This is a genomic window from Amaricoccus sp. B4 (assembly GCF_043226085.1).
Lineage (GTDB): Bacteria > Pseudomonadota > Alphaproteobacteria > Rhodobacterales > Rhodobacteraceae > Amaricoccus.
In genome coordinates this window covers 512992-527052 of record NZ_CP171225.1, presented here as the reverse complement: position 1 = coordinate 527052, position 14061 = coordinate 512992, and the positions used below count along the sequence as shown (strand labels likewise).

Genomic DNA, 14061 nt, shown 5'->3' with positions numbered 1-14061 from the left:
CAGGCGCGGTCAGGGAATCGAGGCCATGAGCTCCGCGACCCGCGCCCGCCCGAGCGCCACCCGGCAGGACCGGATCGCGATGCCCGAGCCGGAGCCGCCGCCATAGGTCGCGCCGATATAGTCGCACTGCGCATCGCGATAGGCCGCCCATGCGACCTGGCTTGCCTCGAGCGCCGGGACGGAGACCGGGCGCCCGGTCACCCCGTCGAGCTCCTGCGCCGCCTCTTTCGCAAACCCGAGGGCCGCGTTGACCGTCTCGTCAACCGTCGCCTCGGCCGCCGCGACGCAATCGGCGATCTCGACCTGCGAGCCCAGCCCCCGGCTGCATTCGAGCGCGGCATCGGCCGATGCCGCCGCCGGCAGCAGGGGGACGAGGAGCAGGGGAAGTGTCAGGCGAAAGGCGGTCATGGCGCGGGCTCCGTTCGGGGGGCATGTCGCACCAGTCTGCGCGCGCACGCGCCGGGCTCAAGCGAAATCCGCAAGGCGCCCCCGCCCTGGTGCCGATCGGGCCGGGCGCGGGCCCCGTTCATGATATGTTAACTAGGAAAATCCAGTTATTTCAATGCGATTTTTTGGTTTTCACGGTGAAACGCCCCGCTTTCACGCCTGAGGCCCGCGGGCTTAGAGCCGCCGGAAGGTCAGGTAATGCGGTGTCCGCCCGGCCTTCAGCGCCTTGGCCTCGTAGCGCGTGCCGGGCCAGTCGCTCCAGGCCACGCTCCAGTCCGGCGCCTCGGGCTCGACCGTCTCGAAAAGCGCCCCGCAGGCCGCCACCGCCGCGAGCGCGTGCTCCACGTAATCCGGGATGTCGCTCGCAACCCGCAGCTCCGCCCCCGACGGCATCACCCGGGCGAGCATCGCGAGATTGTCGGGGTTCATGAAGCGCCGCCGGTGGTGCCGCGCCTTGGGCCAGGGATCGGGATAGAGCAGGAAGACCCGCCCGACCGATCCCTCCGGCAGCCGCTCGATGAGGTCGCGGGCATCCGCCGGATGAACCCGGACATTGGAAAGCCCCGCCGCCTCGATCCGGCCGAGCAGCATGGCGACGCCGTTGACGAAGGGCTCGCAGCCGATGAACCTGGTTTCGGGATGCAGCGCCGCCTGATGCGCAAGATGCTCGCCGCCGCCGAAGCCGATCTCGAGCCAGAGCGGCCGCGGGCCGCCGAAGAGCGCGGCCGGATCGAGCGGGGCGGGCGCCTCGCCCCCGGCGAAGCCCGGCACCCAGATCTCGGGCAGAAGCTCCGCCATCAGGCGTTCCTGCGTGGCCCGGAGCGCCTTGCCCTTGCGGCGTCCGTAAAGCTTGCGACGGTGCGGGGCGGGGTCCGCCCCGTGGATCGGGTCGTGATCGGTCATTGTTCTCGGCAGGCTCGTTCTTCCGGGGTCAGACCGCAGCGCGAAGCGCGTCGGCGAGGTCGGTGCGCTCCCAGGAGAAGCCCCCCTCGCTGTCCGGCTCGCGGCCGAAATGGCCATAGGCGGCGGTGCGCTGGTAGATCGGCTTGTTGAGGCCGAGATGGGTGCGGATGCCCTTGGGGGTGAGGTCCATGACCTTCGCCACCGCCGCCTCGATCACCGGCTCCGGCACCTGGCCGGTCCCGAAGGTATCGGCATAGATCGAGAGCGGGCGCGCCACCCCGATCGCATAGGAAAGCTGCAGCACGCAGCGCTTCGCGAGCCCGGAGGCGACGATGTTCTTCGCGAGATAGCGCGCGGCATAGGCCGCCGAGCGGTCCACCTTGGTCGGGTCCTTGCCCGAGAAGGCGCCGCCGCCATGCGGGGCCGCGCCGCCATAGGTATCGACGATGATCTTGCGCCCGGTCAGGCCCGCGTCGCCGTCCGGCCCGCCGATCACGAACTTGCCGGTCGGGTTCACATGCCAGACCGTCTCGCCCGTAAGCCAGCCCTCGGGCAGCACCTCGCGGATGAAGGGCTCGATCATCTCGCGCACATCCGCCGAGCTCATCTCCTCGTCGAGATGCTGGGTCGAGAGCACGAGGCTCGCGACGCCCACCGGCATCCCGTCGACATAGCGCAGCGTGAGCTGCGATTTCGCATCCGGCCCGAGCCGCGGCTCCGCGCCGCTCTTCCGCGCCTCGGCAAGGCGGCGGAGGATCGCATGGGCATAATGGATCGGGGCCGGCATCAGCACCGGGGTCTCGTCGACCGCATAGCCGAACATGATGCCCTGGTCGCCGGCACCCTCTTCCTTGTTCTCGGCCGCATCGACCCCTTGCGCGATATGGGCGGACTGGCCGTGGATGAGGTTCTGGACCACGAGCGTTTCCCAGTGGAAACCCTTCTGCGCGTAGCCGATGTCGCGCACGCAATCGCGCACGATCTGTTCGATTCGGCTCAGAACCCCCGGCGCGCCGCGAACCTCGCCGCCGACGATCACCCGGTCCGTCGTCGCGAAGGTCTCGCAGGCGACGCGCGCTTCGGGATCCTCGCTCAGGAAGCTGTCGAGGACAGCATCCGAAATGCGGTCGCAAACCTTGTCGGGATGTCCCTCGGACACCGATTCTGAAGTGAAGAGATAGTCACTCCGATACGTCATGCACTCATCTTCCGTCGGTTGTATCCGCGCTGGCTGCGGTATCCCTAAGCAGGGCCGGAGGGGAGGTCAACGCCGCAAAGCCGGCGGGCCCTAGGTGGCCTCAGTGCCGTGCCGCCCGGAGCACGATCGCGCCGGCAAGCGTCATCATGGTCGAGACGACCTTGCCGAGATCGAGCCGCTCGCGGAGCGCGAAGACCCCGAGGAGCAGGGCAAAGACGATGCTCGTCTCCCGAAGCGCGGTCACGAGCGCGATCGGGGCTTCGGTGAAGGCCCATACCACGATCGCATAGGCGGCAAAGGACGCCCCGCCGCCGAGAAGCATCGGCCGCAGGCCTTCCCGCGGCAGCCGCGCAAGGAGCCCGGGCCGCCAGAGCGCGGCGCCTGCCAGCACCGCAACCCCATTGAGGATCGAGGCCCAGGCGAAGAACCCGACCCCGGTGCCCGCCAGCCGCGCGCCGGTGCCGTCGACCAGCGAATAGGCCGCGATGAAACACCCGGTTCCGAGCGCGAGCACCGCGGCACGATGGTTGCGCACCCCGTCCGCCTGCCGCACGAGGCCGAGGCTCAGGATGCCGCAGGCGATGATCGCGATCCCGATCAGCTCGCCGCGCCCGAGACTGACGCCGAGAAAGCTCACCGAAACCGCCGCCACGATCAGCGGCGCCGCGCCGCGGGCGATGGGATAGACCTGCGTCAGATCCCCCACCCGGTAGGAGTTGAGCAGGAAGAGCTGATAGCCGACATGGAGCGCCGCGCTCGCCGCGATGAAGGGCCAGCTTTCCGGCGCCGGGGCCTGGAAGACGAGCAGCGCGCCGAGGGCGAAGGGCAGATGCCCGGTGACGACCGCAATCATCGCGAGCCCCGAATCCCCGCCGCGCTTGACCAGGAAATTCCAGGCGGCGTGGAGAAAGGCCGCGAGGATCACGGCGGCGAAGACGGCGGACGACATCTCGGAGGGGCCTCCTGACATATAATATGTGCACTCGGGCAACACCGCCCGGCACGCCGGTGAAATCCGGCACCCTGCCACTTGACCCGGGCTTCGGGCGGACCGCAAGCTGGGAACCGGGGCCGCTATCGGACCCCTGCGAGGCATCGCCACCACTGGTGGACGCCATTCACCGATCTTGTGGCTACAACTTCCCCCTACCCAAGCCATGGACCCCGCCCTATAGTGGCCGGACTTGGCGACAGGGATTTCCGGAGGCCCGTTCATGCGCTGTCCGTTCTGCGGCAACATCGACACCCAGGTGAAGGACAGCCGGCCGGCCGAGGACCATGTCTCGATCCGGCGCCGGCGCTTCTGTCCGGCATGCGGCGGGCGGTTCACCACCTATGAACGCGTGCAGCTGCGCGACCTCGTCGTGGTCAAGAAGAACCACAAGCGCGAGCCCTTCGACCGCGACAAGCTCGAACGCTCCATCCGCATCGCGATGCAGAAGCGGCCCATCGAGGCCGAGCGGCTCGACCAGATGATCTCCGGCATCGTCCGGCGGCTGGAATCCATGGGGGAGACGGATATCCCCTCCGACACGATCGGCGCGATCGTGATGGAGACTCTTGCGCGCATCGACACCGTGGCCTATGTGCGCTTCGCCTCGGTCTACAAGAATTTCCAGGCGGCCGACGACTTCGAGGAGTTCGTGGCAGAGCTGCGTCCGGACGTGCCGCTCAAGGACGATTGACAAGAATGTCCCAGCAAATCGAAGACGTGGGCTGGATGCGCGCGGCCCTCGGCCTGGCGCAGCGTGGTCTGGGCCGTGTCTGGCCCAACCCGGCGGTGGGCTGCATCCTGGTGCGCGACGGGCGCGTCGTCGGGCGCGGCCATACCGCCGACGGCGGCCGCCCCCATGCCGAGACGATCGCGCTTGCCCAGGCGGGCGAAGCGGCGCGCGGCGCCACCGCCTATGTCACGCTCGAGCCCTGCGCCCATACCGGCAAGACGCCGCCCTGCACCGAGGCGCTGATCGCGGCCGGGGTGGCCCGCGTTGTCATCGCGATCGAGGATCCGGACCCGCGGGTGAACGGCCGGGGGGCCGCGCTTCTGCGCGAGGCCGGAATCGAGGTCTCGATCGGCTGCCTCGCGGGCGAGGCGGTGACGCTCAATCGCGGCTTTCTCTCGCGGATCACCTCGGGCCGCCCGATGGTCACGCTCAAGCTCGCCGCCAGCCTCGACGGGCGCATCGCCACCGCCACCGGCGAAAGCCGCTGGATCACCGGCCCGCGCGCCCGCTCCGAGGTTCATCTGATGCGCGCCCAGTCCGATGCGGTGCTGGTCGGCGCCGGGACGGTGCGGAGCGACAACCCGCGGCTCGACGTGCGCGAGCTCGGCATCGAACGCGCCGATCCGATCCGGGTCGCGGTCACCGGCGGCCTCAATCTCTCGCGCAACAGCTATCTCGCCGAAAGCGCCCGCGAGGTGCCGCTCTGGCTCTGCCACCATGCCGAGGCTGAGACATCGCGCATCGAGGCCTGGGCCGAGAGGGGCGCCGAGCTCATCGTCGTGCCGTTCCAGCCCGATGGCCAGCTCAACCTCTCCGCGATGCTCCAGAAGCTCGGCGACCGCGGCCTCACCCGCATCCTCTGCGAGGGCGGCGGGCGGCTCTCGGCGGCGCTGCTCCACGCGGGGCTCGTCGACGAGATCGTCCTCTTCAGCGCGGGCATGGCGCTTGGCGACGAGGGCGTTGCCTCGGTCGGGCCGATGGAGATCGACACGCTCCAGCTCGCGCCCCGCTTCCGCCTCACCTCGGTGCGCCAGGTCGGCCCCGATGTGCGCTCGGACTGGCGCCGCCGCTGAGCCGGCGCCGGGGGCGGATGAAAATCCCGACGCCCGCTTGACTTTGCCGCGCGCCTCCGCGATATAGCCCGCTCCCGGCAGGCAGCGGCCATGCGGGGGTAATTCGCTTGAACAGGGCGCGCAGTTAACGGGCGCGGGTGGCTTCGCCTCCCGCACGAACACCGGGAAACCGGGGCCTCGAGGACGCGGCACGGGATAGAAGGAAAAACGCGGATGTTCGCGGTAATCAAGACGGGCGGCAAGCAGTACAAGGTCGCCGTCAACGACGTTCTTACGGTCGAGAAGCTGGCGGCAGATGCCGGCGCGGCCGTCGAATTCGATCAGATCCTGATGGTGGGTGGCGACACCCTCACCGTCGGTGCGCCCCTCGTCGAGGGTGCTGCGGTGAAGGCCGAGGTGCTCGAGCAGTATCGCGGCCCGAAGGTGATTTCCTTCGTGAAGCGCCGCCGCAAGCATTCGTCGCAGCGCAAGCGCGGCCACCGGCAGTATCTGACCCGCGTGCGGATCACCGACATCGTGACCTCCGCCAACTGAACTGAGGAGAGAGCTCCATGGCACACAAGAAGGCAGGCGGTTCTTCCCGCAACGGTCGCGACAGCGCCGGTCGCCGTCTCGGCATCAAGAAATTCGGCGGCGAAGCCGTCGTCCCCGGCAACATCCTTGCCCGCCAGCGCGGCACCAAGTGGTGGCCGGGCACGGGCGTCGGCATGGGCCGCGACCACACGATCTTCGCCATTGAGGAAGGCCAGGTTTCCTTCCACAAGGGCTTCAAGGGCCGCACCTTCATTTCGGTGCGTCCGCAGGCCGAAGCCGCGGAATAAGAGCCTGCCGGCAAAGATTTTCGTGTGGAGGCCGGCCCCTGCGCCGGCCTTTGCTCGTTTGGGAGGAGGGTTCACCCATGGCGCTCGTCGCACCGATCGAGAGCGAGATCGCAACCGCGCGCCTGCGTCTGCGCCGGTTGTGCCGTTCGGACGCGGCCCTGCTCGCGCTTTACGCGAGCGATGCCCGCGTCGCCCGGATGACGGCGCATATCCCGCATCCCTATCCGCCCGGTCAGGCCGAAGCCTTCGTCGAGCGGGCGCTTTCGCCCTCGAGCCCGATCCACTACTGGGCCATCGTGATCGGCGGTGCGGTGGAGGAGATCCCGGAGGACGGCACGATCCGCACCAACAGCCTCATCGGCCTCGTGAGCCTGCGCCCCGCCGGTGACGGCAGCGCCGAGATCGCCTACTGGGTCGCCCCCGCGGTCTGGGGCACGGGCTACGCGAGCGAGTCCGTGCGCACGATCTGCGAGGCCGCCGGGCGCTGGGGCATCCACACCATCACCGCCCAGGTCTTCCAGGACAATGCCGCCTCGATCCGGGTTCTCATGCGCACGGGCTTCACCTATATGGGCGCAGGCGAGACCCACTCGGTCGCGCGCGGCGCCATGGTGCCCACCTTCCTCTATCGCCGCGCGAGCGGCATTGCCTGACGACCAGGCCGGAGACATGATCCCTTGAAGTTCCTCGATCTCGCCCGCGTGCAAATTCGCTCCGGTTCCGGCGGCAACGGCTGCGTGAGCTTCCGGCGCGAGAAGTTCATCGAATTCGGCGGCCCCAACGGCGGCGACGGCGGCCGCGGCGGCGATGTCTGGGCCGAGGCGGTCGAGGGGCTCAACACCCTCATCGACTTCCGCTACCAGCAGCATTTCTTCGCCAAGAACGGCCAGCATGGCATGGGCAGCCAGCGCACCGGCAAGTCCGGCGACGACATCGTGCTCCATGTCCCGGTCGGCACCGAGATCCTCGAGGAGGACGAGGAAACCCTCGTCGCCGATCTCACCCGCGTCGGCGAGCGGGTGCTGCTCGCCAGGGGCGGCAACGGCGGTTTCGGCAACCTCCACTTCAAGACCTCGACCAACCAGGCGCCGCGGCATGCCAATCCCGGCCAGGAGGGTGTCGAGCGCACGGTCTGGCTGCGGCTCAAGCTCATCGCGGACGCGGGCCTCGTCGGCCTGCCGAACGCGGGCAAGTCCACCTTCCTCTCGGCGGTCTCCAACGCCCGTCCGAAGATCGCCGACTACCCCTTCACCACGCTCCACCCCAATCTCGGCGTCGTCGGCGTCGACGGGGCGGAATTCGTGATGGCCGACATTCCGGGCCTGATCGAGGGCGCGCATGAGGGCAGGGGCCTTGGCGATCTCTTCCTCGGTCATGTCGAGCGCTGCGCCGTGCTGCTTCATCTCGTCGACGGCACGTCGGAGACGCTGGTGGAAGATTACCGGGTGATCCTCCACGAGCTCGAGGCCTATGGCGAGGTGCTCTCCGGCAAACCCCGCATCCTCGCGCTCAACAAGATCGACGCGCTCGACGAGGAGGCCGTCGAGGACGCCGCCGCAGCACTCGCCGAGGCGTCCGGCCTGAAGGTCCACCGGCTCTCGGGGGCGACCGGCAAGGGCGTGCAGGAGGTGCTGCGCGCGCTCCGCACCGAGATCCGCGCCGAGCGGACGGAGGTGCAGGCGGAGGAGGCGGATTCCGCACCATGGACGCCCTGAGCTCGGCCGAAAGGCTCGCGCGGGCGCACCGGATCGTCATAAAGATCGGCTCGGCGCTGCTCGTTTCCACCGAAACCGACGAGGTCCGCCTCGCCTGGCTCGAGGCGCTCGCGGAAGACGTCGCGATGCTGCGCAACCAGGGCAAGCAAGTGGTGATCGTCTCCTCGGGCTCGATCGCGCTCGGCCGCCGGGTGCTGCACCTGCCCGAAATCGTGCTCGCGCTCGAGCAGAGCCAGGCGGCGGCGGCCGTCGGCCAGATCCGGCTCGCGCGCGCCTATGAAAGCGTGCTCGCGCCCCATGGCATCACCACCGCCCAGGTGCTGGTGACGCTCGAGGACAGCCAGAACCGCCGGCGCTATCTCAATTCGCGCCGCACGCTCGACATGCTGCTCAGCCTCGGCACCGTGCCGATCGTGAACGAGAACGACACCGTCGCAACCGACGAGATCCGCTACGGCGACAACGACCGCCTCGGAGCGCAGGTCGCCACCATGGCGGGCGCCGACATCCTCGTGCTGCTCTCGGACGTGGACGGGCTCTATACCGGCAATCCGCGCATCGATCCCACCGCCCGGCGCCTCGACAGCGTCGCGGTCATCACGCCCGCGATCGAGGCGATGGCGGGCGGTACCGGCTCGGCGCTCTCGAGCGGCGGGATGAAGACCAAGGTGCTCGCCGCCAGGGCAGCCACCGCGGGCGGCTGCGCCATGGCGATCACACTTGGCGCGCAGCCCCGTCCGATCACCGCGCTGATCGAGGGCGCGCCCTGCACCTGGTTCGAGCCTGACGGCGATCCGCAGGCGGCCCGCAAGCGCTGGATCACCGGCATGAAGCCGCGTGGCCGCATCATGGTCGATGAGGGCGCCGCCGCGGCACTTGCCCGCGGCAAGTCGCTCCTGCCCGCCGGCGTCACCGGCACCGAAGGCAGCTTCTCGCGCGGCGATCCGGTGGAGATCATCAACGGGGCGGGCGAGGTGGTCGCCAAGGCGCTCGCGGGATATGATGTGACCGAGGCGAGAATCATAATGGGGCACCGATCGAGCGAGATCGCCGATCTGCTCGGGTATCCCGGCCGCGCCGCGATCGTGCACCGGGACGACATGGTCATGCGTAAGGGGGGGCCGAAATGAATGTAATGTCCGACATCAGTTCCTTGATGCAAGATATTGGTCGCAAGGCGAAATCCGCGAGCGCAAGCCTTGCTGTCGCCACTCCGGACCAGAAGCGTCTGGCGCTTGAGGCCGCGGCGGAGGCCGTCGAGGCCACGACGCCCGACATCCTTGCGGCCAATGCGCGCGACATGGCGGCCGCGCGCGAAAAGGGCCTCTCCGGGGCCATGCTCGACCGGCTCCTGCTCACCGATGATCGCGTGGCGGGTATCGTTTCCGGCCTGCGCGCCATCGCGGCCCAGCCCGATCCGATCGGCGAGGTGCTGTCGGAATGGGATCGCCCCACGGGCCTCCACATCCGCCGCGTCCGCACCCCCATCGGGGTGATCGGCGTGATCTTCGAGAGCCGCCCCAACGTCACCGCGGATGCCGGCGCCCTCTGCCTCAAGGCGGGCAATGCCGCGATCCTGCGCGGCGGCTCGGAAAGCCTCAATTCCTCGCGCGCGATCCATGCGGCCCTTCAGGCCGGCCTGCGCGCCGCCGGGCTGCCCGAGGCCGCGATCCAGCTCGTGCCGACGACCGACCGCGCCGCGGTGGGCGAGATGCTGGCGATGACCGACTACATCGACGTGATCGTGCCCCGCGGCGGCAAGGGCCTCGTGGCGCGCGTGCAGGCCGACGCCCGCGTGCCGGTCTTCGCCCATCTCGAGGGCATCGTGCACATCTACGTCGACAAGGCCGCCGATCTCGACAAGGCGCGCCGGGTCATCCTCAACGCCAAGACCCGCCGTCCGGGCATCTGCGGCGCCGCCGAATGCCTGCTGGTGGATCGCGCCTTCTTCGAGGCCTATGGCGCGCCCTTCATCACCGATCTGGTGGCCGCAGGCGTCGATGTGCGCGGCGATTCCGATCTCCTCGGGCTGGAAGGCGTTTCCCCGGCGGAAGAGGGCGACTGGGGGCGAGAGTTCCTCGATCTGGTGATCGCGGCGCGGGTCGTCGACGGGGTGGAGGGCGCCATCGCCCATATCCGCCGCTACGGCTCGCACCACACCGATTGCATCATCACCGAGGATGATGCCGCCGCCGAACGCTTCTTCGCCGCCCTCGACAGCGCCATCATCATGCGCAACGTCTCGACCCAGTTCGCCGATGGCGGCGAATTCGGCATGGGCGCCGAGATCGGCATCGCCACCGGCAAGCTCCACGCCCGCGGCCCGGTCGGCGCCGAGCAGCTCACGAGCTTCAAATACATCGTCGAAGGCGACGGGATCACCCGCGCCTGAGACGCCAGAGCCCTTCTCCGGCCGGGATTAATCCGGCGGGGAAGGGAACGTGGCTCCTCTCCCGCCCGTTAGGTCTGTGATCGCCCGTCATGCGGGCCGCGCAGGATCACTGAACGGCCGGGAGAGAGAATGTCTTTTGCCACCGCCCCGCTCGGGGCCCTCGCCGCGATCTTCGCCATTGCCGGGGCGCTGATCCTCATCTGCGGGCTGCGCATGACCGGGCTTGCCGACCGGATCGCCGACCGCACGGGGCTCGGCGAAGCCCTCGTCGGCGGCGTCCTTCTCGGCGCTGCAACATCGCTTTCGGGCACCATCGTCTCCTTCACATCCGCCCTCGATGGCCGCGCCTCGCTCGCCTTCTCGAATGCCGTCGGGGGAATCGCCGCCCAGACGGCGTTTCTTGCGGTGGCCGATCTTCTCTACCGTCGCGCGAATCTCGAACATGCCGCCGCCGAGCTTGCCAATGTGCTCCAGGGCGTCGTGCTCATGCTGCTTCTGGCCCTGCCGATTCTCGCCCGCACCGGCCCCGAGGTCAGCGTCTGGGGCATCCACCCGATGTCGATTATCTTGTTTTTGATTTATCTGGGCAGCCTCCGCCTGGTGCGGGACGCCCGCGAAGTGCCGATGTGGGTGCCGGTCGAGACCCGCGAAACCCGCCGCGATTCCCCCGAGGAGCCCGAAACCGGCGGGCAGGAGACCCGTGCCCTGTTGCTCCGATTCGCCGCTCTCATGCTCGTCATGGGGGTATCGGGCTGGCTGGTGGCCGGCGTGGCGGGGGCCGCGATCGACCGTTTCGCGCTGCGGGCCTCGCTCGTCGGCGCGCTTCTGACCGCCGTTGTCACCTCGCTCCCCGAGCTGGTGACAACGCTTGCCGCTGTCCGGCGCGGCGCGCTTCAGCTCGCGGTCGGCGGGATCATTGGCGGCAACACCTTCGACGTGCTGTTTCTGACGGTGTCCGATCTGGGCTATCGCGAGGGTTCGCTCTATCACGCGATCGGCGCGGACGACCTCTTCTGGCTTGCCGTGGGCCTGGTGATGACCGCCGTCCTCACCCTCGGCCTCCTCATGCGCCAGCGCGAGGGGCCCGCCGGGATCGGCCTCGAGAGCGCGGCACTGCTCGGGATCTACGGCGGGGCCGTCGGCCTCCAGGCGCTGCTATGAGCGCCTCTGCGGTTACCGTTCCCGAAAATACGACGGCCGGCGCGAGGCCGGCCGTTGAGACACCTGATTGTCCGAAAGGATCAGCCGCGCCAGGTGCGCACCGGGCCGCAATCCATGTGAACGAAGTTCGAGCGGTTGTAAGTCCCCACGCCGCCCGCATTGCAGGCCAGCGCCGCGCCGGAGATCTGCTTCACCGACCGGCTGCGGAGCCGCACATCCGCCGCCATCGCCTTCATGTGGAAGGAGTTGCTGGCCGCACCGCGCAGCATCTTGTTGGTCTTCGGCGTGCGATAGCCCGAGATGAGCAGGTAGGGCTCCTCGGTGTCCATCATCTTCTGCGTCGCCGCGAGGATGTCCACGTTGTGCGGATCGTAGTTCAGCATCGCATTCTGGCGCCAGTCCCGCATGAAATAACTGATTTCCTGCATGACTTCCTTGATGTATCGCCCGTTCACGTAGTAGACGGTATCGATGGACTCTCCTGTCCGCTGGCTATACATGCGCACCCGCCGGGCATCGCCCGCCTTGCGGAGAAATCCGGGTGCACGCGAATAGACCGGCGCGGCTGCAACGGTGCAGAGTCCTGCAAAGATGCCCAATAACGTTCGTCTGGACGGACGGAATCCTTCACTGCCCATTTTTGTTCACTGCCTCTGGTTTCTTGCTCGATGAGCGACTTTTGCCTGCGCTCTGATGTTTTGATGCCACAGGAACGCGATCTTTCCAAGCCTTCTTTGACGGCTGCCGATGGGGAAGAGAAAAACTTGAAACCGGTTAACGGATCGTTAGCCTGCGCAGCAAAGCTGGCCGGATCGTGAAGATGCGCGCCGGCGCAGCGCTTGTTTCGGCGCTGCGGTCAAGCTAGAGTCCCCCGATCAGGCAAGACGTCGAGAGGCAGGAATGAGAGTGGACACGGTTGCGCGTGCCTTGGGGATATCGCTGATGGTCGGCACCCTGGCGCAAGGCGCCATGGCCCAGGACGCGGCCCCGCCCGCAGCCGCGGCCGTGCCGCAGGCCACGGCGACGGGGCTTTCCGCAGACGCCATCGCCTTCCGCGACGGGCTCGCGCACGAGACCGCAGGGCTCGACGAGACCACCCGCGCCGCGATCGACGGCTTTTACGCCAGCCGCGACTACCGGCCGTTCTGGAACGCGGGCGAGGGCAGCCCGCTCGCCACGCTCGAGGCCTCGGTCGAACAGGCCGACGCCCAGGGCCTGCCGTTCTTCCGCTACGACGCCGATGCGCTCCAGCTCCTCGCCGGCGAGCCCGGCATGGTGGGCAGCCCCAAGCTCGAGGTTGCCGCGACCCGGACCTACATCCGCTTCACCGGCGATCTCTCCGCCGGCATCGTCCGGCCGCTCGACATCGACCCCGAGATCAACGTGAAGCCGAAGCGCGCCACCGCCGCGGCGCTGCTCGCCCGGCTCTCGGACGGCTCGGTGAGCGAGGTGCTGCGCGCCGCCGAGCCGCAGGACCCGGATTACCGGGCCCTGATGGCCGAGAAGGCGCGTCTCGAAGGGCTCCTCGGGACCGATGCCTGGGGCGCGCCCGTGCCCGCCGGCCCGACGCTCCACGTCGGCGAAAGCAGCCCGCGCGTGGCCGATCTCCGCGCCCGGCTCGCGCGCCTCGGCTATGGCCCCGAAACCGCGCAGGCCGCGGTCGACGACGCCGCGCCCGCAGCGGTCGAAACCGCCGCCGCTGCCTCGGCCTTCGATCCCGGGCTCGAGGCGGAAGTGAAGCGGTTCCAGAAGGATAACGGCCTTGTTGACGATGGCGTCGCAGGTCGGCGGACGATCGATGCGCTGAACGCCAGCCCCGAGGATCGCCTCGAGCAGGTCGTGGTCAATCTCGAGCGCCTGCGCTGGATGAACCACGATCTCGGTGCCCGCCGCATCGAGGTGAACATCCCCGATTTCTCCGTCGTGCTGCTCGATCATGGCAATATCCCCTGGTCCTCGCGCGCGGTGGTCGGCAATGCCGCCGAGACCCGCACGCCCGAGTTCTCCGACGAGATGACCTACATGGTGGTGAACCCCACCTGGCACATCCCCGACAGCATCGCGACGCGGGTGTATCTCCCGAAGCTGCGCAAGGATCCGACCGTGCTCGCGCGGAGCAACATGCGCCTCTTCACCCGCTCGGGCGTCGAGATCAATCCGAAGCTCGTGAACTTCAACCAGTACACGGCCGAGAACTTCCCGTTCCGGGTGAAGCAGAACCCCAATTCGGCCAATGCGCTCGGCCGGGTGAAGTTCATGTTTCCCAACCAGTTCTCGATCTATCTTCACGACACGCCGCATCGCGAGCTCTTCGTGAAGGATGCCCGCGCCTTCTCCAACGGCTGCATCCGGCTTCAGGAGCCGATCGAGCTCGCCGAGGTGCTGCTCAAGGGCCAGGTGCCCGATCCGCAGGCCAGCATCGACGGCTGGCTCGCCGCCAAGTCGGAGCGCTACGTCTATCTCGATCAGCCGCTGCCGGTATATATAATGTATCGCTCCGCCTGGGCCGATCCTGATGGCACCATCCAGTACCGCGCCGACATCTACGGCCGCGACGGCGAGGTCTTCCGCGCGCTCGAGGCGAAGGGCGTGAGCCTGCCCGATGCGGCGCAGGGCTGAGCCGCCGG

General features: G+C 68.5%; 14 protein-coding genes and 1 pseudogene. 10 read left to right on the top strand and 5 right to left on the bottom strand.

The window, feature by feature from the left end; all coding sequences use genetic code 11:
* Positions 1-9: 9 nt before the first annotated feature.
* The 4 genes from ACF66B_RS02550 to ACF66B_RS02535 form a co-directional block, all read right to left on the bottom strand.
* The gene (locus tag ACF66B_RS02550; RefSeq protein WP_111428398.1) at positions 10-408 is read right to left on the bottom strand and encodes a lysozyme inhibitor LprI family protein; all 399 of its coding nucleotides are present in this window, start codon (positions 406-408) and stop codon (positions 10-12) included.
* A gap of 213 nt (positions 409-621) precedes the next feature.
* Complete coding sequence (locus ACF66B_RS02545; RefSeq protein WP_111428399.1) at positions 622-1350, bottom strand: tRNA (guanine(46)-N(7))-methyltransferase TrmB; 729 nt, start codon at positions 1348-1350, stop codon at positions 622-624.
* A 28-nt stretch (positions 1351-1378) separates the two neighbouring features.
* Positions 1379-2548, bottom strand: a complete 1170-nt coding sequence (gene metK / locus ACF66B_RS02540; protein ID WP_111428400.1) for a methionine adenosyltransferase — start codon at positions 2546-2548, stop codon at positions 1379-1381.
* A 100-nt stretch (positions 2549-2648) separates the two neighbouring features.
* Positions 2649-3497 (bottom strand): DMT family transporter, encoded by an 849-nt coding sequence (locus tag ACF66B_RS02535; protein WP_111428401.1) that lies wholly within the window; start codon positions 3495-3497, stop codon positions 2649-2651.
* A 265-nt stretch (positions 3498-3762) separates the two neighbouring features.
* On the opposite strand from ACF66B_RS02535, the gene nrdR reads away from it, so the two are divergent.
* The 9 genes and pseudogenes from nrdR to ACF66B_RS02490 all read left to right on the top strand — a co-directional run bounded on the left by nrdR (position 3763) and on the right by ACF66B_RS02490 (position 11434).
* Positions 3763-4233 carry a transcriptional regulator NrdR gene (gene nrdR / locus ACF66B_RS02530; RefSeq protein WP_111428402.1) on the top strand — a complete coding sequence of 157 codons (471 nt, stop codon included), beginning with the start codon at positions 3763-3765 and terminating at the stop codon, positions 4231-4233.
* Between the two features lie 5 nt (positions 4234-4238).
* Positions 4239-5345: a bifunctional diaminohydroxyphosphoribosylaminopyrimidine deaminase/5-amino-6-(5-phosphoribosylamino)uracil reductase RibD gene (ribD, locus tag ACF66B_RS02525; protein WP_392663921.1), complete on the top strand. Its 1107-nt coding sequence runs from the start codon at positions 4239-4241 to the stop codon at positions 5343-5345.
* 213 nt (positions 5346-5558) lie between these two features.
* Positions 5559-5870: pseudogene (gene rplU / locus ACF66B_RS02520) on the top strand (50S ribosomal protein L21); the annotation flags it as partial.
* Positions 5871-5896: 26 nt separating this feature from the next.
* Positions 5897-6166 carry a 50S ribosomal protein L27 gene (gene rpmA / locus ACF66B_RS02515; RefSeq protein ID WP_111428404.1) on the top strand — a complete coding sequence of 90 codons (270 nt, stop codon included), beginning with the start codon at positions 5897-5899 and terminating at the stop codon, positions 6164-6166.
* 77 nt (positions 6167-6243) lie between these two features.
* Positions 6244-6819, top strand: a complete 576-nt coding sequence (locus ACF66B_RS02510; RefSeq protein ID WP_111428405.1) for a GNAT family N-acetyltransferase — start codon at positions 6244-6246, stop codon at positions 6817-6819.
* 24 nt (positions 6820-6843) lie between these two features.
* A complete protein-coding gene (gene obgE / locus ACF66B_RS02505) occupies positions 6844-7881 on the top strand; it encodes a GTPase ObgE (RefSeq protein ID WP_111428406.1) in 1038 nt (345 codons plus the stop codon).
* Entirely contained in the window at positions 7869-9011 is a 1143-nt protein-coding gene (gene proB / locus ACF66B_RS02500) for a glutamate 5-kinase (RefSeq protein WP_111428407.1), read from the top strand. The genes obgE and proB overlap by 13 nt, the downstream gene beginning before the upstream one ends.
* Positions 9008-10273: a glutamate-5-semialdehyde dehydrogenase gene (locus tag ACF66B_RS02495; RefSeq protein WP_392663915.1), complete on the top strand. Its 1266-nt coding sequence runs from the start codon at positions 9008-9010 to the stop codon at positions 10271-10273. The genes proB and ACF66B_RS02495 overlap by 4 nt, the downstream gene beginning before the upstream one ends.
* Positions 10274-10402: 129 nt before the next feature.
* Entirely contained in the window at positions 10403-11434 is a 1032-nt protein-coding gene (locus tag ACF66B_RS02490) for a sodium:calcium antiporter (RefSeq protein WP_111428409.1), read from the top strand.
* A gap of 80 nt (positions 11435-11514) precedes the next feature.
* Here the strand turns inward: ACF66B_RS02490 and ACF66B_RS02485 are convergent, their stop codons facing one another.
* Positions 11515-12072 (bottom strand): DUF882 domain-containing protein, encoded by a 558-nt coding sequence (locus ACF66B_RS02485; RefSeq protein ID WP_111428410.1) that lies wholly within the window; start codon positions 12070-12072, stop codon positions 11515-11517.
* 304 nt (positions 12073-12376) lie between these two features.
* Between ACF66B_RS02485 and ACF66B_RS02480 the strand changes: the two genes are divergently transcribed.
* Positions 12377-14053 (top strand): L,D-transpeptidase family protein, encoded by a 1677-nt coding sequence (locus ACF66B_RS02480; RefSeq protein ID WP_162683143.1) that lies wholly within the window; start codon positions 12377-12379, stop codon positions 14051-14053.
* The last annotated feature ends 8 nt before the right edge of the window (positions 14054-14061 follow it).